The organism is Pseudomonas triclosanedens (genome assembly GCF_026686735.1).
Taxonomy (GTDB): Bacteria; Pseudomonadota; Gammaproteobacteria; order Pseudomonadales; family Pseudomonadaceae; genus Pseudomonas; species Pseudomonas triclosanedens.
Window position 1 is genome coordinate 3,609,878 of record NZ_CP113432.1, and the last position, 21,594, is coordinate 3,631,471.

Genomic DNA, 21,594 nt, shown 5'->3' on the forward strand with positions numbered 1-21,594 from the left:
CATGACCATGCATTCTCATTCACCTGTTTCAGGCTCTAGCTCTATAAAGAATGGCTGGCGCCAACGTGGATTCAATCTGCTTTACCACCACAATACGCCAACAGCGCGAACGATTGATTTGAGCTTGGTCTGCCTCATAATCATCAGCGTGGTCGTGGTCATCTTGGATAGCGTGCAGAGCATCCATCGCACCTGGGCAGTAAGCTTTCGCCTTATCGAATGGGGCATTACGATAGCCTTCACGATTGAATATCTAATGCGCTTGGCCGTAGCCCCTAAACCCTGGCGCTATGCCTTCAGTTTCTGGGGAATTATCGATATCGCTGCGGTTCTTCCGACCTATTTATCCTTGTTCATCCCGGGTGCGCAAAGCCTGCTGGTGGTAAGGGCGTTACGCGTACCCCGCGTACTGCGCATCCTCAAGATGACGCGCTATGTCGATGAAAGCGGTGTCTTGCTACAGGCGCTCATGCGTAGCCGCCGCAAGATCGCGCTATTCCTGTTCATGGTGCTCACCTTTGCCATTGTCGCCGGCACGCTGTTGTATGTAGTGGAGGGGCCTAAGTATGGCTTCATAAATATCCCCACCAGTATGTACTGGGCGGTGGCTACGATGGCTACAGTTGGCTTTGGCGACATCGTGCCGCACACGATGCTTGGACGGCTTGTCACTTCAGCGTTGATACTGATTGGCTACAGCATCATCGCCATCCCGACGGGGGTATATACCGCTGAACTTACTCGTGGGATGCACCAAACCGACACCAAACATAGCGTCCCCGATAGCCGCATCTGCCAAAGCTGCGGACACATCGGCCACCCATTAGACGCGCGCTACTGTAGTCAATGCGGCCACAAACTGGGCGAGACAGGCAACTAGAAACCGCGCCGTAGTTCAGGTATAGTCCTCATAGGAGATGGCGTTCCTCCTCATAACCGCCACGCGTTCGCGTGGCTGATGACGCCTACAGACTTCTGACTACCGTCAGAGCTGTAGGCGTTCGCGCTCACATCCTCTGCCGTTGGTCAGCCCGATTGTTTCGAGCCTTACGACCAATGCACAGACTACCTTCTCTCGCACAGTTCGAGCATCAACCCCCTCTCGGCGGATTGCTCGCATGCCTGCGTGCCGCAGCACTATGCGCTAGCCGCGTGCCCATCCCTGATCGCTCAGGGTCTAAGCCAACTTCTATCTCCTTTATGCGCCCATGCAGCCGCTCAACCAAGCGGGCCGGGTCGTCCACGCCAAGCGCTCGGTGTATCTGCCATCCCCGCTTATACCCATCGCTGAACGAGCATTATTCATCCTCATGGCTCAGTGCAGCTCTGGGTACGGATGAGTTGTCTCCCGCATCGAAGGAAACCGCTTAATGAGCACCAAAGACAAGCATCCCCTCGTAGCCCTTCGGCTGTACTTTCCGACCGGCACCACGGCCAAGGCAACACGCTTCTGGCATCACCTCAGCGCCCCCGCACTAGCGCACCATCTTCTGAAAGTTGCGCGAAAGGCCAACATCTTGCAAGCCATGCTGCACCATGTCGTTTCGGGCTATTTGCCAGGCGAAAAGCTATCGCATAGCCACCCTGAACTAACCGACATGCGGCATCCGCAATGCTTGGAACTGCTGGATACAGAGCAACACCTACTCGATTTCATGCAAGAGCATGCAGAGGAATTGAAGAAAGTACATGCGGTGATGTTTAAGTGCGAAATTCCGCTTGAGCACCAACACCACGCATCCACACATAGAGGCAGTAAAGGAAAGCTTCGATGAACGGGCTCTATGCCGTAATCGCAATCAGCGCGGGATCTGTCATCGGTGGCCTTACCCGCTACGGACTGAGCTTGGGGATGAACGCAATCTTCCCACCCATCCCGATGGGTACATTGGTGTGCAATCTGATCGCCGGGTATATCGTCGGCGTAGCCATAGCATTCTTTGCAGCATCACCCAACCTAGCCCCTCACTGGCGCCTTTTCATCATTACGGGCCTTGCCGGTGGCATTTCCACGTTCTCCACGTTCTCCGCCGAACTTTTGGCTCTATTGCGTGCAGGCAGCTTGAGCTTGGCTGCTGGAATGTTGGTCTTGCATTTGGGCGGTTCGCTCATTATGACAGCCTTGGGAATGACTACAGTTTCACTAACAAACCATTCGTGAACGGAGATTGCCATGCAAGGCTATCAACTGACGTTTTTCACCGGACAAGACAAGCACGTCGGCTCCAAACCCATAGGCCAATGGCTGCTGGAGTTCGCCCAGAAGCATGGGGCAATCGGAGGCACTCTTGTGGGCGCAGGCGAAGGGTTCGATCACCACGGCCGCTTCCATTCTGCCCATTTTTTTGAGTTGGCCGACCAGCCCTTGGCCGTTACCGTTTCCGTAGCCGAGGCCAACTATCAGCCACTAATGGATGCCTTGGCTCAGGAAGATATCAATCTGGCCTACGTCATGGTGCCTGTCGAATTTGGCCGAGTAGGCAAACAGGCTGTCTGACCAAGATTTACCTAAAGGGGTTCTATGACAACAAAACTCATCCTGACCCGGCACGGCCATGTGGACTGGATCGCGCCCGAGCGGTTTCGGGGCCGTGCCGACCTAGCGCTATCCAATCTTGGTGAACGGCAGGCCAAGATGCTTAGCGAGCGCATCGCTAGCAGTTGGAAGCCGGACATGATCTACACAAGCCCGCTGTCGCGCTGCGTGCATACCGGCGCGGCGATCTCTCAGGCCACGGGCGCTAGGGCGGAGCCGCTTGCCGACCTCATGGACACGGACTACGGCCAGTGGCAGGGACTCACACACGAGGAAGTGCGCTCTCGCTGGCCGTCCGAGTTCCATGACTGGTTTCACACACCCGAGCTGGCTGCGATTCCCAACGGGGAGACTCTGGCGGCCGTTTTAGTGCGCAGCGTTCATGTTCTCCAGTTTGTACTCAAGAAGCACGCAGACCAGACCATCGTACTGGTAGGGCATGACAGCACGAACCGAGTGATCCTAATGCATGCCCTCGGCCTGTCACTGTCGCGCTATTGGCGCATCAAGCAAGAGCCATGCTGCATCAACGAGATCGCCATTGACGATGGGGTTTTCACGATCCACCGGATCAATGAGACACATCACCTAGTGGGGGCGTGAACCTCTACGTCCTCTAGCGCAGTCAAGTGCAATGTGCATTGGGTTGTGTCTGTGTCATTCAAGGCTGGAGGAATGAAAGCGCAGGGCCTCGAACGAATGCCGGTGGCAACGCCGGTCAGTCCATAGGGAACGAACGCATGGAAAAAGAAGAACAGATGGATGCAGGTCTCACTGAAGAACAGGTTCATGCCGCCCGAGAAGAGTATGGCTACAACGAAATCGCGACGAAACGTCCGAGCTTGGTTCGTAGCATTCTTGGCCGCTTGTGGGGACCTATTCCCTGGCTCCTAGAGTTTGCACTGGCAATGGAGCTGGTCATTGGCAAGGTTCGCGAACCGGTCATGATCGCCTTGTGGCTGGTGTTCAGCGCCGTCGTAGGTGCCGTGCAGGAGCGGCGCTCGCAGCGCGTGCTGGATCTGCTGCGCAGCCGCCTGAGCGTCAACGCCAGCGCACGCCGAAACGGCGAGTGGCGCACCATCCCCGCACGGGAATTGGTGCCAGGGGACCTGATCCACCTCGGGCCCGGCGATCTGGTGGCCGCCGACGCCAGTGTCTCGAATGGAGCAGTAGAGGTCGATCAAGCGGCCTTGACGGGTGAGTCCGCTACCGTAACCCGCACCACAGGCGAAACTCTTTATTCAGCCTCAACCGTCAAAAGCGGCCAGGCCACCGCTCGGGTTACCGCGACCGGCACCGCCAGCTTCTTCGGACGCACAGCCGAGTTGGTGCAGTCGAAGACCGCCGGTGGGCACCTGGATCGGCTGCTGTATGCGGTCGTGCGCCATCTGGTTGCAATCGACGCAGTGCTAGCCGTGGCGCTGCTGGCCTTTGCGCTGTGGCGCGGAATCGACTTGCTCACGCTCGTTCCGTTCTTGCTGGTGCTGATCATCGCCACCGTCCCAGTGACGATGCCAGCCGCGTTCACCGTGGCCAACGCCGTTGAGGCACGGCTGCTGGCACGGCGCGGCGTACTCGTCACTGGCCTGTCCGCCGTTCAAGAAGCGGCGACGATGGATGTGCTGTGCATCGACAAGACCGGCACGCTGACCCAAAACCGGCAGGTCGTGACAGCAGTCATCCCTTTGCCCGAGCAAAGCGGACAGAACGAGGCCGATGTGCTGGCGCTGGCCGCCGCCACATGCAACCAAGCCTCGCAAGGGTCCGTCGAAAAGGCCATCTGGGAAGCCGCGCGCCAACAGCAGGCAGCTCCACTGGAATGTCTGCAGGCCACACCCTTTGAACCTGCCACCAAACATTCGGAAGCCTTGGTTCGGCACGGAGATCAAACCCTTCGTGTGGTGTTCGGCTCCCCTGCTGTGGTGCAAAACATGGCGGTGGCCTTCAAGGGGTTGACGCAACTGGTTGACGCCTTGGCATCCACCGGCGCACGTGTCATGGCGGTTGCGGCAGGCACATCCGACACGCTCACCATTCGCGGGCTGATCGCGATGGCTGACACGCTGCGCGATGACGCTCCAGCACTGGTGAAATCACTGCGTGCGCTCGGGGTGCGCGTTTTGATGGTCAGCGGCGACATGGAAGCGACGGCACGCACCATTGCACGGAAGGTCGGATTAGGCGAGCGCTTTGCCAGTTCCGTCCCGGACGCGGGCGATCCGCTCGACTACGACGGATTCGCACACTGTTTCCCGCAAGACAAGTTCCGCCTCATCCAGTCACTCCAACGCACCGGCCACGTCGTGGGTATGACGGGCGATGGCGTCAACGACGCACCGGCTCTCAAGCAAGCGGAAGTGGGCATCGCCGTGAGCGATGCCACCGATGTGGCCAAGGCGTGCGCGCAGGTGGTTCTGACGCATCCGGGCCTGCAGGACCTGGTGGCCGTCATCGAAAGCGGCCGGCGCGTCTATCGACGGATGCTCACGTGGACGATCACAAAGATCGCCAGGACGATCGAACTGGCGGCCCTGCTCGCCATCGGCTACATCGCGACGGGCTTCTTTGCGACGTCCTTGCCACTGATAGCGCTGCTGGTGGTGCTGAACGATGTCGTCACGATTACGCTCGCGACGGATCGTGCGTGGGTTTCGCCCGAGCCGGAGAAATGGAGCATCAGGCAAATTGGGCGCCTGGCGGCTATTTTTGCTATCGGCTGGGTTGTACTGGGTTTTGTGCTGCTATGGGTTACCAAGGATGTGCTGGCACTACCAGTCCCGGAAATCCAGATGGCGATCTTCGTCTTCCTGATCTATTCGGCGCAAACAACCATTTACCTCACGCGTGTGCGTGACCGCTGCTGGTCTTTCCGTCCCAGCCTTTATGTTGCACTTGCGACGGGGGGAAATGCAGTGATTGCCACCGTGGTCGCTGCGTTCGGCCTGATCGGCGCTGCACTTTCGCCAGCCGTCATTGCCGGCATCTTCGTTGCCGTATGTGCCGCGACATTGCTTTTCGATGAAATCAAAGTCCGGTATCTGAATGGAATGAATGGATAACAGCACCCAAATTCCTCCCTGGCGAGCCTGGTCGCCGGCAGGTGCGGTCGATTCACTGGACTTTTGGGTCGCAGATTGAAAGAAACCACGCAACCCAACGCCGGCTGGTGCAGCATGGATTGGCGTCAACTGGCCATCCAGCCTCAAAGGATTTCGGAGGGTGTTCGACTCCCGGCATCGAACACCCTCTTGGATTTTGGTGCTAGCGTTTCATCGAAGCCATAAATAATCGGTGTGCCATTGGCTATTTCCACCTGAGAAAGTTTATCGTCATCGAGCTTCTCTACGAGACCAATCAACGCCCTCAAAGCGTTACCATGACCGACCAGCAGCACGCTGCGCCCTTGGCACAGAAGCGGTACTAGCTCTTCAACCCATACTTCACGCACCCGCTCCATGGTCTGCCGTAGGGACTCCCCCTGAAAAGCACGACCGACTGGGCATCCACGATAGCGCTCATCAAGAGCCACTAAGCTCTTCACACGATCGCCAACAGGTGGTGGCACGATATCAATGGAGCGTCGCCACTGCATAACTCGGGCTGCTCCAAATTCACACTCAGCGTCTCGCCGACTCAGCCCAGTGAGGCCGCCATAGTGGCGCTCATTGAGGCGCCAATCCAGCTTCTGGGGAATCCAGAACCGTTCCATTTCATCAAGTGCTATCCACAACGAGTACACACAGCGCTTTAGCACTGAGGCAAACGCGATATCCACCTCTATACCAGCCTCGCGCATCGCGCATGCAGCTTCACGCATCTGCGTGCGCCCGAGGCTAGTCAGATCCACATCCACCCAGCCGGTAAAGCGTTGTTCGCGATTCCACTCGGATTCGCCGTGGCGCAGCAGTATCAGATAGCCCGTCATATGTTGAACCGTGAAGCACTGCCGCGGCCCACGAAAAGCGTGTTGAAGGTAAGGATGATCAAGGCCATGGCATGCTCCTCGCGATCAATAGTCTTTCGTGAGTCTCGAAGGCTTTTCGCGCGTAGTTATCCAAGAGGAACCCACAATTATCCGCTTCTTCGCGAATTCCGCCGGCCCTTGTACATGAGCAACAGCCAACCTTCCACGCTCATCCGAACACCAAATATGAAACGACCGTAACATTGTACGACATGAAATTCGATCGACAGAAGTCAATCGCCGTGAAGCACTGGAATTGGGGCCACCAACGACTGGAACTTGTGTATAGTTGACACAGGAGATGGTGTTCCTCCTCTTTTGAAGAAACCGCAGCCGAAGATGCGCTGCTGATGACGCCTACAGAACCTGACCTTCGTTGGGGGCTGTAGGCGTTCGCGTTTACGTCCTTGGCATTGGTCAGCCCGATTGTTTCGAGCACATGACCAAGGTCCAATGCGTAAATATCTTCGTCGTCCCGAACAGCTAGAGCTACTGCCATCTCTTGGCAAATGGCTCCTCATCGCAAGCGTTGTCGCCGCTCTCGCGGGCAGCGCGTCTGCATTTTTCCTAGTGTCTCTGGATCGCGCCACCGAATGGCGCGAGGCGCACCGCTGGATCATCTGGCTGCTTCCGCTTGCAGGCATGGGCGTGGGCTTCGTCTATCACCTGCTGGGCAAGCAGGTGGACGGCGGTAACAACCTCATCATCGATGAGATCCACGACCCCAAGAAGGTTGTCCCGCTACGCATGGCGCCCTTGGTGCTAGGAGGCACCGTCATCTCTCACCTATTCGGTGCATCGGTCGGCCGAGAAGGCACTGCCGTGCAGATGAGTGGCGCGCTTGCAGATCAGCTCACCCATGTTTTCCGGCTGAAACACGAAGACCGGCGCATCCTGCTCATGACTGGCGTCAGCGCCGGTTTCTCCGCAGTGTTTGGCACGCCGCTGGCCGGGGCCGTGTTCGGGCTAGAAATACTAGCTATCGGGCGCATGCGCTACGACGCGCTGTTTCCTTGCGCCGTAGCGGCGATCGTGGCGAACCAGGTATGCCTTGCCTTCGGTGTCCACCATACGCATTACGCCATCTCCGAAGTTGTGCCAATCAGTGCCTGGAGCGTACTGGCCGTCGTACTGGCCGGCATCATCTTTGGGCTGGTAGGGGCCGTCTTTGCCAAGGCCGCGCACAAGCTGGGCGCAACGATGAAGCGCCGTATCGGCTACGCGCCGCTCCGCCCGTTCGTGGGAGGAGTGATCGTTGCCACCGCCGTGTGGGCGCTTGACGCCTACAACTACATCGGCCTCGGCATTCCCGAGATCATGCGTTCGTTCCAGGAGCCGATGAAGCCTTGGGACTGGCTGGGCAAGCTCGTCTTCACAGTGGTCTCCCTAGGCACTGGGTTCAAGGGCGGCGAGGTCACGCCGCTGTTCTACATCGGTGCGACGCTAGGCAACGCGCTGGCACCATTGCTGCACCTGCCCTTTCCGATGCTGGCTGGCATCGGTTTCGTTGCCGTGTTCGCAGGTGCGGCGAACACGCCTATCGCCACTACATTGATGGCCATGGAGCTATTTGGCGCCGATATTGGCCCGCTGGCGGCGGTCGGCTGCATCACTGCTTACCTGTTCTCCGGCCATACAGGCATCTACCACGCACAACGGCTTGGCCACGGCAAGCACAGCAAGCATCGGCGCACGGTTCCGGAAGAGCTTCGGATTTCCGATCTCGCGCATTTCCACAAGCAGCGCAGCGAAGCCCAGAAGAAGCCTCCGATCCCACCGGCGGACACCAGCGAGCCGCAGATCGAACACCAAGCAAACGACATCGACCAAAAAGGAGAATGACCATGTCGGCATCCAGCATCCAGACCATACATGCGCGAGAAATCCTGGACTCACGCGGCAACCCCACGATCGAAGTCGATGTAAGTCTGGCTGGTGGCGCCACGGGGCGCGCCGCCGTTCCATCCGGTGCGTCCACAGGTATTCACGAGGCCGTCGAAATCCGAGATGGCGATGTCCATCGCTTTAACGGTAAAGGTGTTCACACAGCAGTTTCCCATGTCAACAAAGCGATCTCTGCAGTGCTCCACAGCAGAGATGCCTGCGATCAGGCGGACATCGACAAACTGCTGATCGAATTCGATGGCACTCCCAACAAGGAACGCCTCGGGGCCAACGCAATCGTCGGAGTGTCTTTGGCCGTGGCCCGTGCTGCCGCACAGGCCTGCGGTCAGCCGCTGTTTCGCTATCTGGCAGGCGATCGCGATATACGCATGCCCGTGCCGATGTTCAACATCCTCAACGGCGGCGTGCATGCGAACTGGCAGGGGCCGGATTTTCAGGAATTCATGATTGCGCCAGTGGGTGCTCCGAGCTTCTCTGAAGCATTCCGCTACGGCGCAGAGATCTACCACCGCCTGCGCTCAATCCTGAAAGAACGAGGCTACTCCACAGCAGTCGGTGACGAAGGCGGGTTTGCCCCTGCACTGCAACGCAACAGCGATGCGATCGAGCTGATACTGGCGGCGATCGAAGCGGCAGGCTATCGGCCTGGCATTGATGTAGTGCTCGCTCTCGACCCAGCCTCCAGTGGTTTCTTTGAAGACGGCCTCTACCACCTTCGTAGCGAAAGCCGCAAAGTCACGCCATCGGAGCTGATTGAGTTGTACGAAGACTGGATTGGTCGCTTCCCAATCGCGGTGCTGGAGGACGGACTGGCAGAGGACGACTGGACCGGCTGGCAACTACTGAATCAGCGACTGGGCGATCAGATCGAGCTGGTGGGGGATGACCTCTTCGTGACCAATGTCAAACGTATTGAGCGCGGCATCCGCGAGAAGGTCGCCAACGCCGTACTGATAAAGCCCAATCAGGTGGGCACGCTTACCGAAACATGCGCCGCCGTAGATATGGCTTACGCGGCTGGCTGGGGAGCGATGGTTTCGCATCGCAGCGGCGAAACAGTAGATAGTTTCATTGCAGACTTAACCGTCGCATTGAACACCGGACACCTCAAGACCGGTGCTCCCTGCCGCGGTGAGCGTGTCGAAAAGTATAACCAACTCATGCGTATTGAAGAGATATTAGGTGACCGTGCCCACTATGCCGGTCGGGCCGCATTTGTTCGCTAGGTGAGCAATAAACACATGCCAATGCACATACTTTCATCAATGGTCAGCCTTGTATGACTGGCCTAAAGCTGCTCCGCAAGCAAAAGAGTGGATTATTAGTTCGAGGTCTTTATGGAATTGAGACATCTCCGCTACTTTGTCATCCTGGCTGAAGAGCTGCATTTCACACGAGCTGCCGAGCGCTTACACATCGAACAGCCCCCACTGTCCCGAGCCATTAAAGAGCTTGAGGATGAACTGGGGGCTGTTCTCTTTGATCGAGATCGTCGGGGAACCCAACTGACTTCGGCCGGAGTAGCATTCCTACAGGATGTGCGACGAGTATTCGCTGCCTTGGAACAGGCTCGGGAAAACGTCAAGGCCATCGCAGCGGGTTTACAAGGCAGTCTGCGTATCGCGATATCTGATGGCACTGTTGACCAGCGCCTGTCTGCATTTCTCGCCCACTGCCGCGAAGAAGAGCCCGACATTGAAATACGGCTGACAGAAGTTCCTCTAGCTGAACAGTTGCGCGGACTGCGGTCGGGCGACTTCACGATCGGATTTGCCCATACCGCGGAGGTTGGCGAGGAAATCATCGCGGAGCCGATATGGCATGACCCACTGATCTTGGCAGTGCCCGCTCGGCATCCATTGCTTGCTCACAAGGAAGTACCGCTTTCAGAACTCGTCTCGTATCCGCTCGTGTTATGCGACCCGCAGGTATGCGAGGGTTACTGCCGCGAGTTGACACGGCTGCTGCGGCCGTTGGAGCGAGAGCCCAATGTCGTCGAGCACGCATCCTCGTTGGACATGATGCTGACCTTGGTCGGGGCTGGATACGGCTTGGGTTTCACCACGGTCGCAAGGCTTGCGGTCAGCCAACGTGCAGACGTGATTGCCCGTCCATTGGCCGTGGATTCGGCCGTGATAACAACCTACCTGCTTCGACTTCGCAGTGACACTTTATGCCCTGCATTGGAGCGATTCATAATTCGCTTGCGTTCGCAGAGGGACGGATAGAGGTCTGTTTCCGGCGCGGCATCAGCCTACATCGGCATCGGCATGAAGATTGCGTTCCGTTGCAGCCATCAGTTCGGTGCCGCTCATTCTGAGCGCCGCGGCAATTTTCAGGATTACGGCCAGCGAGGGCAAATGCTCCCCTCGCTCGATCTTGCCCATGTGCGAACGCTCGATTCCGGCCAGTGCAGCTAGTTCCTCCTGTGCAATACCCTGATCCATACGAAACGCGCGCACAGCTTTGCCGAAGGCCTGGGCTGGCTCGGCTTCATATCTGGTTGTGCCGGGGGGACGGCCTCGTTGAACAGTACGCTTCTGCATTAGCAGAAGCGTCGAGCAGTCACTAGAATTTAACCACGTTAAATTTAACTCATGGGTATCATGTCGGACTGGTTTTTTGATCAATTCTTTTCTTGGGGGCTCTTATGCACGATGCCACCAGTCCGCCCCCCCGTCTTAGGCTTGCGGTAGCACCGGGCGTACCGTCATCACAACTGTCGGCGCTTCTCGTGCGGCAACGCGCAGAGGAGCCAGACGTCACCCTCACGTTTTTCGAGGTTGCAGGGGACGTCCTGCTTGAGGGGCTTCTTGAAGGCCGCTACGACGTCGGAATATCGCTTCAGGGGCATAGCGCCCCGGCTCTCAAAACACAGCCCTTGTGGACGGAGACCATGGCCGTTGCCATGCCACCACGGTTCCGCTTGTTCGACCAGGCGAAGCTGACCCTCGCCGATCTCCAAGACTATCCGGTCTATCGCTGGCAGGCAGAAGCCTGCTCGCTGCTCGATGAGAGACTCGCCTCCCTCATGCCGGCGGATCAGGAGAACATCCAGCGGGTGACTTCTTTCGAGATGCTGGCACTATGGGTTGCGGCCGGCTACGGCGTCGGCGTATCTGCGCGATCGCGTATCGAGCGTGCCCATGAATGGGGAATCACCGCGCGACCGCTCGCCGACGGCCCCTATGAAATCGTGACCTACCTGCAGCGGCCCCACGCACAAGCCGAATCCGTTGCGGAGCGGTTCGAGCGCAGAGCGATGCAAGTCACCGGGACTGGCGCTAAGTGATAGCGCCTCTAAGGCCGGGGCCATGACCCCGGCCTTAGGTCGAAGTGGGGTTAAGCCCCCTCAAGTACCGCGGCGCTATCCACCAGCCGACGAACACTCAGCCGCACATCCTCGGGGATGGGCCGCATGGCAATGGCTTCGGGCGCATCCTCATGGCGTTGGTAGTCGCCCATGATGACCCGGATGATCGCGGGCACGTTGGTCGGCGTGACCGCATCGATGGCCGCACGATCCCCCAGGTCGGGGTGTGGCTGGGTCAGCATGCGGTACAGGTCCCACGAATCCGCGTGCGGGCACTGGTTCATGAGCACCTGGGCCAGCTTGTGCTTGAGCGGCACCAGTTGCCAATCGGGAACCCGCTGCCCCCGGTTGCCCAGGCTGATGGACAGCAGCTTGCCGGCTTTCAGCTCGCGGTTGATCTGGTCCTTGGACTTGCCGGCCAGCTTGCCGAACAGCGGCACGGGCAGATTGTTCGGCGACTCGTAGATGGCCAGCATTTCCTCGCGCTCGCGCTGGATGGCGGACACTTCCGGCTCCGGGGCATGCACCGGAGGCGGCGGCACCTGCGACAGCCGCTGGAAGGTGATCCCGCCGCTGTTCGGGGTCACGACGATGGGCGTGGCCACCACAGGCGGCACACCAGCGACAGCGGGCTCGGCCACTGCGGGGACCGAGCCCACCGCTTCCTCCACTTCCGCCATCGCCGGCACCCCGTCGATGCGGATGGTCAGGTGCGCGCTCGCGGCTTCCACTTCGCCCTGTTCGAGCAGGTCGAGGCGATCAGCCCAATCCTGCATCATGCGGCGCCTCGGCTCCACGTACTTGGCGTGGTTGTAGGCCGAGCTGACCTTATTGGGGTCGGAGTGCGAAAGCTGTGCGTCCACCCAAATCTTCGGGTATCCGATCTCGTTGAGCGCGGTCGAGATGGTGCCGCGGATGCCGTGGCCGGTCAGGCGTCCCTCATACCCCATGAGCTGCACAGCCTTGTTGAGGGTGTTCTCGCTGATGCGCTTCTTGAGTTCGCTGCGATGCGACAGCAGGTACTTCTGCGCCGGCCGCATCACGCCCAGGAGATAGCGCACGATCTCGATGGCCTGCAGGGACAGGGGCACGATGTAGGGCGGCACGTCCTGCGGCCGCTTGCCAGCCTTGCGCATTTCGTCCTGGAGCTGCTTGACGACCTGCGGCGGGATGATCCACAAGCCGCGGTCGAGGTCGAATTGCTCAGGCTCGGCCAGCCGCAACTCGCCCGTGCGCACCCCCGTCAGGAACAGCAGACGGACACCAAGCTGGGTCTGCCAGCCGCGGGGGTTGTAAAGCCGGAGCTTCTGAAGGAACTCGGGTAGCTCGGGAAGGTGCAGGTAGGGGTTGTGCGCCACCGGAGGCTTGGGTTCGGCCACAACGTCCAGGTCCGCGGCCGGGTTGACTTCCAGCCCCTCGGCGATGACCAGGGCATAGCGGAACATCTGGTTGAACCAAGTGCGGACCTTCTCGGCGGTAGTGAACGCCTTGCGCTTCTCAATCGCCGCCACGACGCCTACGAGTTGGGGCCGGCGAATGTCGTAGATCGACATCTTCCCCAAGGTTGGCAGCACGTCTTTATCGAAGATGCGCAGAATCTGCGAAAGCGTGCTTTGACGGCCTTCTTTGAGTTCCTTGCGGCGATGCTCGACCCAGGCATCGAAGACGTTCTTGAAGGTGTATTCGCCTGCCAGCTTGGCCGCGTGCCGGCGCTGGTCGCGTTCGATTTGGGGATCGATCCCCCTGGCGAGCAGGGCTTGGGCCTTGTCCCGCTCGGCGCGGGCCTCCCGCAGGCTGAGGGCGGGATAGCTGCCCACGGACATGCGCTTTTGCTTGCCCAGCCAAGAATAGCGGAAGATCCATGACTTGCCGCCTGCAGCAGAGACCATCAGGTTCAGGCAGTCGTTGTCGTAGAGGGTGTAGCGCTTGCCGGTGGTCTTGGCCTGCCGGACGATCAGATCAGAGAGTGCCATTTCGAGGCTCCTAAGTGATGACTTAGGCCTATGCTCGTCATGGTTCCCGCTCAGTCCCAGCAACTATCCGGAAGCCGCTTCACCCGTATTCCTGTGCCTAGATTGGCGCCTAAAAAAGGCTGGCTGCGGGTGGATTTCCGTGGCGCTCGCTGGAATGAAAAAAGGGCCTTTCGGCCCTCTTTTCAACGACTTACAGACGTCAGTAGAAGTCTGTAGATCATAACTTGGAGCGGGAAACGAGACTCGAACTCGCGACCCCGACCTTGGCAAGGTCGTGCTCTACCAACTGAGCTATTCCCGCGTCGTGTTGACGGGCGCCATTCTATCGTTTCGAAAAGCCCTGTCAACTCCTTGATTCAAAAAAACTTATTTCTCTTTCGGGGTAGTACTGAGGTGCGGCCAGGCGGCAAGGAGATAGTGCACCATCGACCACAATGTCAGAGCTGCCGAAATGATCAACAGCGCATAACCCAACAATACCCAGAAAGTCATCAGCGACGGATTGGCCAGCAGAATGACCAGGGCCAGCATTTGCGCCGCGGTTTTCCACTTGCCCAGGCTGGAGACCGCTACGTGCGCCCTCGCCCCCAGTTCAGCCATCCATTCGCGTAAAGCCGATACGACAATCTCCCGGCCAATGATGATGACTGCCGGCAAAGTCAGCCAGAGATTTGCGTGCTCTTCCACCAGAAGTACCAGTGCCGTAGCCACCATTAGCTTGTCAGCCACCGGATCAAGGAAGGCACCGAATGGCGTGCTTTGCCCCAGTCTGCGTGCCAGGTAGCCGTCCAGCCAGTCGGTTGCCGCAGCGAGTGCAAACACCGCGCTAGCGGCCAGGTGGCTGCCGGAGAACGGGAGATAGAACAGCAGGATGAAGATCGGGATGAGCAGAACGCGGAGCAGTGTAAGCAGGTTCGGGATATTCATCGGGTCGGAAGGTCTGCGAGTTGAGCCGGCATTCTACTCGCTGTGCAGAACGGCATAAATCTGCTCAGCCAGCTTTTTGCTGATACCGGGGGCTTTGGCAATCTCATCGATACTGGCGCGCGACAATTCCTGCAACCCACCGAAATGCTTGAGCAGATCACGGCGCCGCTTCGGCCCTACTCCGGGAACGTCCTCGAGTGTCGAGGTACGGCGCGCCTTTCCGCGACGCGCACGATGACCGGTGATGGCAAAGCGGTGGGCCTCATCGCGGATCTGCTGGATGAGATGTAATGCCGGCGAGTCCGCCGGCAGGGTAAATTCGTGGTCAGCGTCGTTCAGGTAAAGCGTTTCCAGCCCGGGCTTGCGAGTCACTCCCTTGGCAACGCCGAGCAACGTCAGACCGACTACCGCCAGCTCTTGAAGCACATCCTGTGCCATCGCCAACTGCCCCTTGCCACCATCGACGAGAAGGATGTCCGGCATCTTGCCCTCTCCTTCCTTCAGCCGACTGAAGCGCCGGGTAAGGGCCTGGTGCATTGCGGCATAGTCATCACCCGCCGTCACACTCTCGATGTTGAAGCGCCGATAATCTGACTTCAAAGCGCCCTCAGGCCCGAAGACTACACAGGAAGCGACGGTAGCCTCACCACTCGAATGACTGATATCGAAGCATTCCAGACGTTGCGGCGGCTCGGCGAGATCAAGCACTTCCCCTAACGCATCGAAGCGCGCCGCCATGTGCTGGCGATTCGCGAGCCGCGCCGCAAGAGCCTGCTCGGCGTTGGTCACAGCCAGTTGTTGCCAGCGCGCACGGGTAGAGCGCACGCGATGACTGATATCGAGCGTCTTTCCACGAGACGCTTCGACCGCAGCTACCAGCACCGGAAAATCTTCATGCACGGCATTGACGATCAGCTCGGATGGCAGGTCGCGCTCCTGATGACTGAGGTAGTACTGGCCAAGAAATGCCAGCAGCACATCGCCAACCTCTTCCTCGATCGCCACCTGCGGAAAGAAATTCTTGCTCCCCAGTACACGCCCGCCGCGCACGCTGATCAGATGCACACAAGCACCACCAGGCGTGACGATGGCCGCAATGACATCCACGTCGCCGCTTCCACCCTCCATGCTCTGCTGGTCCTGCACTCGGCGCAGGATGGCCACCTGATCGCGCAACTCGGCCGCCTTTTCAAAGTCGAGCCGCATCGCCGCCTGCTCCATGCTGGTGGAAAGTTCTTCCGCCAGCGCATTGCTGCGGCCCTCGAGGAACATCGTCGAGTGGCGCACATCCTCGGCGTACTCATCCTCGCTCACCAGGCCAACGCATGGCGCCTTGCAGCGCTTGATCTGGTACTGCAGACAAGGACGCGTCCGATTGCGGAAGTAGCTGTCCTCGCATTGACGCACAAAAAATGCCTTCTGCAGCAATGCAAGGCTCTCGCGAATGGCGCCGGCGCTCGGATAAGGCCCGAAGTAGCGGCCCTTCTGCTTCTTGGCGCCACGGTGAATCGAGAGCCTGGGGAATTGATCCTCGCTGGAGAGAAATACGTAGGGATAGGATTTGTCGTCACGCAGCAGAATGTTGTACGGCGGACGCCATTCCTTGATCAGCGTCTGCTCCAGCAGCAGCGCCTCGGTCTCATTCGCCGTGATGGTGGTCTCGACCTGAGCGATTCGCGCAACCAGTGCGGCTGTCTTCGGCGCCAGGCCGGACTTGCGAAAATAGCTGGAAAGACGCTTCTTGAGGTCCTTAGCCTTGCCGACATAGAGCAGCTTGGCGTCCGCATCGAACATGCGATAGACACCTGGTCGCCCGCTGCAGGTGGCCAGAAAAGCCGCCGAATCGAATACCACGGCCATCTTCAGTTGTTGGTATCGACCATGCCGTGCCGAACGGCCAGCAGCGCCAACTCCACATCGCTGGCAATCGAGAGTTTCTCGAATATGCGGTAACGGTAGGTATTGACGGTCTTGGGCGACAGACAGAGCTTGTCCGAGATGCTCTGGACCTTATGGCAGTTGGCGATCATCAGGGCGATCTGGATTTCGCGCTCGGACAGGGCATCGAAGGGAGAGGCGTTCCGTTCCGGCTCGAAGGATTTCAACGCCAGGCTCTGGGCGATCTGCGGGCTGATGTAACGCTGCCCCGCAAATACCTGACGAATCGCCTGGACCATTTCCTCGAGCGCCGCCCCCTTGGTGAGGTATCCAGCAGCGCCGGCCTGCATCAGACGGGTAGGAAAGGGATCTTCTTCGCAAACTGTCACGACCACCACCCGCACATCCGGCTGGCTGCGCAGGAGCTTGCGGGTCGCTTCGAGGCCGCCGATACCAGGCATCTTCACATCCATCAGCACCACATCCGGCTTGAGCTCCCGGGCCAATTGCAGCCCACGCTCACCGGAGTCGGCCTGACCAACGACCTGCAGGCCATCAATGTCGGCCAGCATGCGGGTAATTCCGGTGCGCACCAGATCGTGATCATCGACCACCAGCACCTTGATCACACAGCACCCCTTTGCACAGAAATGGAATTGTGAAGATCCAGCGAGAGCTTCTATAAGTTCGCGCACCTTAACAGAAAGCACCGTATCGACCTAGCTTGGTGCAGGCTCGTCAAAATGCAAGCGCCAGAGAACCGCAACCAATGCCCCGGCGAATGCTGACAGATACTCAGCAATGCGTCTAGGACGGCACTTTCGACAAAAACCAGAGCCTTAGAGAGATCAAATGCCCGTGCCGTTCGAAGATGATTTTCTCCTATCCGCTGTCGCGTTGGATCACACCGGCACTGCCGTTCTCGGACCGCACTGGAAGTACAAGGTTGGCATTGCTCATACAAGGTCTCATTGACCGGGCACAATTTCGTCTTGAGGCGAAGGCGGCGCGATTTGATCTGGTTCTCATTGCTGCAAACCGAGATCTCCTCGCAATGCCGCCTGATGCTAAACGGCGACCACTCTCAGCATTCGAATGAGCCAGAGCAGCAGAAGAAGCGCAGGGTAATACAGCACCATGCCGGCGAGGCAGATCAACGCCAAGGACAATCGGGGCCAGGAAGTCGCATAGGAGTCCTGAATCCAGAAGTCTGCCGCCAGATAAAGCGGGAAGATGATTGGGAAAGCCACCAACCCCAGCGACCAATACGGGCCGGACGCTGAAGTGATGTAGTTGCTGACGAACCAACTACTGACATACCAGAAGCCTATCCACGCCACTGCGAATATCAGAGCCCTGACCAGCACAGCCAATCCCTCTTCCATGATATGGAGTTGAGCAGTATGGCAGCGAATTGCCCGTCTGCTATCTGCCACCCTGGAGAAGAACACGCAATTCCGAGAGAAAGGATCAGGCCTGGCACAAGCGGACCGCAGTGCCGCAGGAGGCACGAAGGACAGCTATCCGAAATGAAAAAGGCCCTGAAAAATCAGGGCCTTGAATATGGCGGAAGCGGTGAGATTCGAACTCACGGAGCTGTTACACTCGACGGTTTTCAAGTCTACCGAGAAATGCCCAGTTTTCGCGGCCTGCGCTCGATTTTAGTTTCCGTATCATCAAGATAAACAGATGACGTACAAGCCGCGCCCTACGCGGCCATCGGCTCTCGATACGGAAACGGTTTTCGTCCCTCCTCGCCCGTTCTGGGCAATCAAAATCCCCATGACCTACCTTTTCCGTACAGCAGGAGAACTCCTATGTGCGGCCGATACGTGACACCTGAAGAAGCGGCGATGGAGCGGTACTGGCATATCGGCAGGCACAACAGTGGGCGCTGGGTTGATCGCGTCTACAACGTAGCGCCGACCAGCCAGGTGCCGGCGGTGGTCCTGAATGAGGCGGGAGAACAGGAAGTTGTCGCGGCCCGCTGGGGGCTGATCCCGTTCTGGTGGAAAAAGCCGACGCCGCCAACGTTCTCGTTCAACGCACGGAGCGAAGAGGCGGCGACGAAGCCAATGTGGCGCCAAGCGATCCGCACACATCGGTGCCTGATGCCGGCCGCCGGCTGGTATGAGTGGAACGAGCAGGAGCCGGTGAAGAACAAGGCCGGCCGGACAGTCCACCAGCCCTACTACCACCACGCCATCGGCGACGGCGTACTGGCGATCGCCGGGATCTGGTCGACCTGGTCGCCACCGGATGGCGAGCCGATCACATCGTGCGCGCTGCTGACGAAGGAGGCCGAGGGCCTAGTGGCGGTGATCCACAACCGCATGCCGGTGATCCTGGCGCCGGAACAGTGGGCAGCCTGGCTGTCGCCGGAGACGTCGCTCGAACAGGCCTACGTCACCATTGCCCAGGCGCGCCGCGATTTCGAGGCCTACCGGGTCTCCACGGATGTCGGGAATACCCGCAACCAGGGCGCAGAGTTGATCGAGCCGATCTAGCTCTATCAATCCTGTCAGCTAGTCATACCTTTCGTCAGGGATGTCAGGCCGATTCTGGAAAGACTGCCGAGGCAGACTAATTTAAAGGACGTAGCCGACGGATCGGCTCATCCACGATATCCTTATAGCGAAGTCCTGAAGCCCCGCCCTACCCCAGGCGGGGCTTCTTGTTTGCGCCAGGCGCAACGGCTTACAATCAGAAGGCATATGCTTGCACGCATCTGCACTCCTTTGAGGGTCGCCCTGGAACCTTGGTTCTTCGGCGGCCCTTTTTATTGGCAGGCCGCTACCGCTGCCCGCAATTGCTCCTCATACCCCATCCGCTGCCGGCGCTCAGCCAGCAGCGCCCGCACTTTCGTCTGTAGGTCGTCGCTAGGATGCAGCGTTGCGGTAGCCCAGGATGGCACCGCAACCGTTGGCGCTCGGCACGGAATCACCACCGGCACCTCCACGCGCACCGTGCGCGGCTCTGGCGCGACCTGGCCCGCACATCCCGCCAGCGCGCCAACCAATCCCACCAGCAGCATCCTCATAGCCCTAACTCCTGATCGATGATCGCCTCAGCCGCGGCGCACTGGTCTCCGCCTACTCGCTCCTGCTGCAGGCGCTGGGCGGCGGCATAGTGCCGGTCGGCCTGCTGCTGGGCGGCTGCTACTGCTTGAGCGGCCTTCGCCTGACGCTGCTCGGCCTGGTTGGCCAACTGGGCGATGGCTGCGTTCTGGTCGCCCACCAGCGCCTCCAGGTTGTTACGGGCTGCCAGGCACTGGGTTCGTGCATCACTGGCGGCGTCGAGTTGCGGGCGGTAGTGCCCAGCAGCGAGCCAACCACCCAGGCCAGCGCCAGCGGCGAGCAGCAGCAGAATGGCCAGCACCAGGGCGATGAGTTTCCACCGCCCCGTCACTAGGCCACCTCCAGCGCGGCGGCGTAGTTGCGTGACCATTTCGCGCGCAGGCCGGCACGCTGGGCGGCATCTCCGCGGGTATATGCGCCTGGCCGCCAGGTGCGCAGGTACAGATCCCAAGCACCGACTTCGTCGCCGAGCTCCGGCAGCCGCGCCGGGTCGGTGTACAGCAGCAGACGCGCCAGGCCGGCGGCGAGGATGTCGTCGTGCTCGATTGCTTTCCACACTTCAGGCGCGGCCGGGGCAATGCCGCGGACGACGCACAGGCCGGTTGCCCAATCACGAATGCTGTCGACGCGGTAGCGCAGCAGGCCAGTGATCATGCCGCCACCCTGCTCTGCCTGCCAGAGCGACCTGGCCGGACCAGTCGGCCACTGTCTGCGGCGCTGCTCGGGGTCTTCCTGTCGCGTGATCGCCAGCAGCATGACTATCGCCTGAGGCGAGTCCATTTTCGCGGGCAGCAGCAACAGCGCCGGCTCGATGATCGAGCGGCGTACTTCTCGAAGATTCATAGGAGCTCCAGAAACGAAAAACCCGCCAGGTGGCGGGTTGGTTGGTTGCAGCAGGCGTCAGGCGCGCGCTTCCAGTTCTCGGATGCGCAGCTCCATGCGCTGGATCATCGCTACCAGGTCGGGGATGATCTTCGTGTCATCGCGGCCCTGGTAGACCGGTTGCTCCTCCGTGAACACCCACGCCGCACCCGCTGGGTAGTTGGTCATATCCGTCGGCTCTTCTATGCCCTCGGCCAACAGCGTGTAGTCCGGCATGCGGATGTTGCCTATCCGGCAAACTTCGTCCTTCTTGCCCGTCGCTGTCGACGGGTCGACCATCTGGTTCCTGTGGGCGATAAATCCTTTACCTGGCGATCCATCGATTTTCCACGTCCAGGTGCATGGCTCGTACGCCATGATCCGCGCGGTTGCGGCCACAGGGTCCAACGGGCGCACTTCGTCCTTCAGGCGGTAGTCAGAGCTGGTGTTGTACGCCGTCGTGGTGGTCGTGATGCTGATGCTCCCCACCTGGGATGCGGTGCCGGGGTTATGCCAGAACAGCACTACCGGGCCAGTGGTGCCGGAACCCAGGCCGAGGTTGCTACCGTTCGGGCTGTACTGATTCCAACCGGCGGCGTTGAAATAGCGATACCCGGCAGCACGGTTCAGGATGGGGTTGGCGTTGCTGGTGCCGAACGTCTGATCACCATTGGATTCCAGGCGCATGCGCTCCACGCCGTTCACAACAAACGTCATCGGGTAGGCAGAACCGAACGCCTCGAGCGTGAACGCGCCACTATTGGCGAGAATGCGCCCGCCGGTCCCCCCGCTACCGGGCAGCACGAACGGATCACCCGGCTGGTACTCGGCCAGCGCCGTAACGGCCGATCCGGTGTACTGAAATCGGGCCGGAATGTAGCTATTCGCCATTGAGTGTCACCGGTAGCAATGCCGACGAGCCGTCGGAGAGAGTGATGGGGAGCGATGTCCCGCCGAGCAGGGCAATGGCCGAAAGCGCCCCACTGGCTAACAGCACAGGGACAGAGGCAGGTCGGTTCATGGGGTACGCGACTATCTGGCCACTGGAGTTGGTGATGTACTGGTCGAATCCACTGCCGACGCGCACCAGGTAAATGCTGTTCGCCTCCAGCGCTGCCGGCAGGCTGGCCACGACCTTGTGGTGCAGAACATTCGCCATG

23 protein-coding genes, 1 tRNA gene and 2 riboswitches are annotated in these 21,594 nt (G+C 59.4%); of the genes, 11 read left to right on the top strand and 13 right to left on the bottom strand.

Annotated elements, in window-relative coordinates; translation table 11 throughout:
- Position 1 precedes the first annotated feature (1 nt).
- The 6 genes from OU419_RS16620 to OU419_RS16645 all read left to right on the top strand — a co-directional run bounded on the left by OU419_RS16620 (position 2) and on the right by OU419_RS16645 (position 5,595).
- The gene (locus OU419_RS16620) at positions 2-880 is read left to right on the top strand and encodes an ion transporter (RefSeq protein ID WP_198173346.1); all 879 of its coding nucleotides are present in this window, start codon (positions 2-4) and stop codon (positions 878-880) included.
- A 24-nt stretch (positions 881-904) separates the two neighbouring features.
- Positions 905-975: riboswitch (Fluoride riboswitch) on the top strand.
- A gap of 395 nt (positions 976-1,370) precedes the next feature.
- Positions 1,371-1,775: a hypothetical protein gene (locus OU419_RS16625; RefSeq protein ID WP_084002023.1), complete on the top strand. Its 405-nt coding sequence runs from the start codon at positions 1,371-1,373 to the stop codon at positions 1,773-1,775.
- Positions 1,772-2,161, top strand: coding sequence for a fluoride efflux transporter CrcB (gene crcB / locus OU419_RS16630; protein WP_047349937.1), 390 nt, complete (start codon positions 1,772-1,774; stop codon positions 2,159-2,161). Before OU419_RS16625 ends, crcB begins: the two co-directional genes overlap by 4 nt.
- 12 nt (positions 2,162-2,173) lie before the next feature.
- Positions 2,174-2,497: a DUF190 domain-containing protein gene (locus OU419_RS16635; RefSeq protein ID WP_047349938.1), complete on the top strand. Its 324-nt coding sequence runs from the start codon at positions 2,174-2,176 to the stop codon at positions 2,495-2,497.
- Between the two features lie 24 nt (positions 2,498-2,521).
- A complete protein-coding gene (locus OU419_RS16640) occupies positions 2,522-3,139 on the top strand; it encodes a histidine phosphatase family protein (protein ID WP_047349939.1) in 618 nt (205 codons plus the stop codon).
- Positions 3,140-3,276: 137 nt separating this feature from the next.
- A complete protein-coding gene (locus OU419_RS16645; protein WP_071039678.1) occupies positions 3,277-5,595 on the top strand; it encodes an HAD-IC family P-type ATPase in 2,319 nt (772 codons plus the stop codon).
- A 143-nt stretch (positions 5,596-5,738) separates the two neighbouring features.
- Here the strand turns inward: OU419_RS16645 and OU419_RS16650 are convergent, their stop codons facing one another.
- Positions 5,739-6,461 carry a 2,3-bisphosphoglycerate-dependent phosphoglycerate mutase gene (locus OU419_RS16650; RefSeq protein WP_047349941.1) on the bottom strand — a complete coding sequence of 241 codons (723 nt, stop codon included), beginning with the start codon at positions 6,459-6,461 and terminating at the stop codon, positions 5,739-5,741.
- A 327-nt stretch (positions 6,462-6,788) separates the two neighbouring features.
- A riboswitch (Fluoride riboswitch) is annotated at positions 6,789-6,867 on the top strand.
- 86 nt (positions 6,868-6,953) lie between these two features.
- Here OU419_RS16650 and OU419_RS16655 point away from each other — a divergent pair.
- From OU419_RS16655 to OU419_RS16665, 3 genes are all read left to right on the top strand, one after another.
- Positions 6,954-8,342 (top strand): voltage-gated chloride channel family protein, encoded by a 1,389-nt coding sequence (locus OU419_RS16655; protein WP_254473758.1) that lies wholly within the window; start codon positions 6,954-6,956, stop codon positions 8,340-8,342.
- Complete coding sequence (eno, locus tag OU419_RS16660; RefSeq protein WP_456239211.1) at positions 8,339-9,631, top strand: phosphopyruvate hydratase; 1,293 nt, start codon at positions 8,339-8,341, stop codon at positions 9,629-9,631. Before OU419_RS16655 ends, eno begins: the two co-directional genes overlap by 4 nt.
- A gap of 111 nt (positions 9,632-9,742) precedes the next feature.
- On the top strand, positions 9,743-10,633 hold the full coding sequence (locus OU419_RS16665; RefSeq protein WP_071039680.1) for a LysR family transcriptional regulator: 891 nt from the start codon (positions 9,743-9,745) through the stop codon (positions 10,631-10,633).
- A gap of 21 nt (positions 10,634-10,654) precedes the next feature.
- On the opposite strand, the gene OU419_RS16670 is transcribed toward OU419_RS16665, so the two are convergent.
- Entirely contained in the window at positions 10,655-10,951 is a 297-nt protein-coding gene (locus tag OU419_RS16670) for a helix-turn-helix domain-containing protein (protein WP_071039681.1), read from the bottom strand.
- A gap of 104 nt (positions 10,952-11,055) precedes the next feature.
- Here OU419_RS16670 and OU419_RS16675 point away from each other — a divergent pair, with 104 nt between their 5' ends.
- Positions 11,056-11,697, top strand: a complete 642-nt coding sequence (locus OU419_RS16675) for a substrate-binding domain-containing protein (RefSeq protein WP_071039682.1) — start codon at positions 11,056-11,058, stop codon at positions 11,695-11,697.
- Positions 11,698-11,747: 50 nt separating this feature from the next.
- On the opposite strand, the gene OU419_RS16680 is transcribed toward OU419_RS16675, so the two are convergent.
- The 6 genes from OU419_RS16680 to OU419_RS16705 form a co-directional block, all read right to left on the bottom strand.
- Entirely contained in the window at positions 11,748-13,691 is a 1,944-nt protein-coding gene (locus OU419_RS16680) for a tyrosine-type recombinase/integrase (RefSeq protein ID WP_071039683.1), read from the bottom strand.
- 225 nt (positions 13,692-13,916) lie between these two features.
- Positions 13,917-13,992, bottom strand: a tRNA-Gly gene (locus tag OU419_RS16685).
- A gap of 65 nt (positions 13,993-14,057) precedes the next feature.
- Positions 14,058-14,618, bottom strand: a complete 561-nt coding sequence (gene pgsA, locus OU419_RS16690; protein WP_254473756.1) for a CDP-diacylglycerol--glycerol-3-phosphate 3-phosphatidyltransferase — start codon at positions 14,616-14,618, stop codon at positions 14,058-14,060.
- Between the two features lie 33 nt (positions 14,619-14,651).
- The gene (uvrC, locus tag OU419_RS16695) at positions 14,652-16,478 is read right to left on the bottom strand and encodes an excinuclease ABC subunit UvrC (protein WP_254473754.1); all 1,827 of its coding nucleotides are present in this window, start codon (positions 16,476-16,478) and stop codon (positions 14,652-14,654) included.
- 2 nt (positions 16,479-16,480) lie between these two features.
- On the bottom strand, positions 16,481-17,125 hold the full coding sequence (gacA, locus tag OU419_RS16700; RefSeq protein WP_254473752.1) for a response regulator transcription factor GacA: 645 nt from the start codon (positions 17,123-17,125) through the stop codon (positions 16,481-16,483).
- 438 nt (positions 17,126-17,563) lie between these two features.
- Positions 17,564-17,869 (bottom strand): hypothetical protein, encoded by a 306-nt coding sequence (locus OU419_RS16705; RefSeq protein WP_254473744.1) that lies wholly within the window; start codon positions 17,867-17,869, stop codon positions 17,564-17,566.
- A gap of 444 nt (positions 17,870-18,313) precedes the next feature.
- Here OU419_RS16705 and OU419_RS16710 point away from each other — a divergent pair, with 444 nt between their 5' ends.
- Positions 18,314-19,003, top strand: a complete 690-nt coding sequence (locus OU419_RS16710) for an SOS response-associated peptidase (protein ID WP_254473742.1) — start codon at positions 18,314-18,316, stop codon at positions 19,001-19,003.
- A gap of 272 nt (positions 19,004-19,275) precedes the next feature.
- On the opposite strand, the gene OU419_RS16715 is transcribed toward OU419_RS16710, so the two are convergent.
- Genes OU419_RS16715 through OU419_RS16735 form a run of 5 tightly spaced genes read right to left on the bottom strand, consistent with a single transcriptional unit; the run spans position 19,276 to position 21,593 of the window.
- On the bottom strand, positions 19,276-19,536 hold the full coding sequence (locus OU419_RS16715) for a hypothetical protein (protein WP_254473740.1): 261 nt from the start codon (positions 19,534-19,536) through the stop codon (positions 19,276-19,278).
- On the bottom strand, positions 19,533-19,904 hold the full coding sequence (locus tag OU419_RS16720; RefSeq protein WP_254473738.1) for a hypothetical protein: 372 nt from the start codon (positions 19,902-19,904) through the stop codon (positions 19,533-19,535). The genes OU419_RS16715 and OU419_RS16720 overlap by 4 nt, the downstream gene beginning before the upstream one ends.
- On the bottom strand, positions 19,904-20,416 hold the full coding sequence (locus OU419_RS16725) for a hypothetical protein (protein WP_254473736.1): 513 nt from the start codon (positions 20,414-20,416) through the stop codon (positions 19,904-19,906). Before OU419_RS16725 ends, OU419_RS16720 begins: the two co-directional genes overlap by 1 nt.
- A 57-nt stretch (positions 20,417-20,473) precedes the next feature.
- Entirely contained in the window at positions 20,474-21,325 is an 852-nt protein-coding gene (locus tag OU419_RS16730; RefSeq protein WP_254473734.1) for a tail fiber domain-containing protein, read from the bottom strand.
- The gene (locus OU419_RS16735; protein WP_254473732.1) at positions 21,315-21,593 is read right to left on the bottom strand and encodes a hypothetical protein; all 279 of its coding nucleotides are present in this window, start codon (positions 21,591-21,593) and stop codon (positions 21,315-21,317) included. Before OU419_RS16735 ends, OU419_RS16730 begins: the two co-directional genes overlap by 11 nt.
- Position 21,594 lies beyond the last annotated feature (1 nt).

Coding starts and splice junctions, on each gene's coding strand:
- OU419_RS16620 (WP_198173346.1), top strand. CDS start 2: ATGACCATGCATTCTCATTCACCTGTTTCAGGCTCTAGCTCTATAAAG.
- OU419_RS16625 (WP_084002023.1), top strand. CDS start 1,371: ATGAGCACCAAAGACAAGCATCCCCTCGTAGCCCTTCGGCTGTACTTT.
- crcB (WP_047349937.1), top strand. CDS start 1,772: ATGAACGGGCTCTATGCCGTAATCGCAATCAGCGCGGGATCTGTCATC.
- OU419_RS16635 (WP_047349938.1), top strand. CDS start 2,174: ATGCAAGGCTATCAACTGACGTTTTTCACCGGACAAGACAAGCACGTC.
- OU419_RS16640 (WP_047349939.1), top strand. CDS start 2,522: ATGACAACAAAACTCATCCTGACCCGGCACGGCCATGTGGACTGGATC.
- OU419_RS16645 (WP_071039678.1), top strand. CDS start 3,277: ATGGAAAAAGAAGAACAGATGGATGCAGGTCTCACTGAAGAACAGGTT.
- OU419_RS16650 (WP_047349941.1), bottom strand. CDS start 6,461: ATGACGGGCTATCTGATACTGCTGCGCCACGGCGAATCCGAGTGGAAT.
- OU419_RS16655 (WP_254473758.1), top strand. CDS start 6,954: ATGCGTAAATATCTTCGTCGTCCCGAACAGCTAGAGCTACTGCCATCT.
- eno (WP_456239211.1), top strand. CDS start 8,339: ATGACCATGTCGGCATCCAGCATCCAGACCATACATGCGCGAGAAATC.
- OU419_RS16665 (WP_071039680.1), top strand. CDS start 9,743: ATGGAATTGAGACATCTCCGCTACTTTGTCATCCTGGCTGAAGAGCTG.
- OU419_RS16670 (WP_071039681.1), bottom strand. CDS start 10,951: ATGCAGAAGCGTACTGTTCAACGAGGCCGTCCCCCCGGCACAACCAGA.
- OU419_RS16675 (WP_071039682.1), top strand. CDS start 11,056: ATGCACGATGCCACCAGTCCGCCCCCCCGTCTTAGGCTTGCGGTAGCA.
- OU419_RS16680 (WP_071039683.1), bottom strand. CDS start 13,691: ATGGCACTCTCTGATCTGATCGTCCGGCAGGCCAAGACCACCGGCAAG.
- pgsA (WP_254473756.1), bottom strand. CDS start 14,618: ATGAATATCCCGAACCTGCTTACACTGCTCCGCGTTCTGCTCATCCCG.
- uvrC (WP_254473754.1), bottom strand. CDS start 16,478: ATGGCCGTGGTATTCGATTCGGCGGCTTTTCTGGCCACCTGCAGCGGG.
- OU419_RS16710 (WP_254473742.1), top strand. CDS start 18,314: ATGTGCGGCCGATACGTGACACCTGAAGAAGCGGCGATGGAGCGGTAC.
- OU419_RS16715 (WP_254473740.1), bottom strand. CDS start 19,536: ATGAGGATGCTGCTGGTGGGATTGGTTGGCGCGCTGGCGGGATGTGCG.
- OU419_RS16725 (WP_254473736.1), bottom strand. CDS start 20,416: ATGAATCTTCGAGAAGTACGCCGCTCGATCATCGAGCCGGCGCTGTTG.
- OU419_RS16730 (WP_254473734.1), bottom strand. CDS start 21,325: ATGGCGAATAGCTACATTCCGGCCCGATTTCAGTACACCGGATCGGCC.
- OU419_RS16735 (WP_254473732.1), bottom strand. CDS start 21,593: ATGGCGAATGTTCTGCACCACAAGGTCGTGGCCAGCCTGCCGGCAGCG.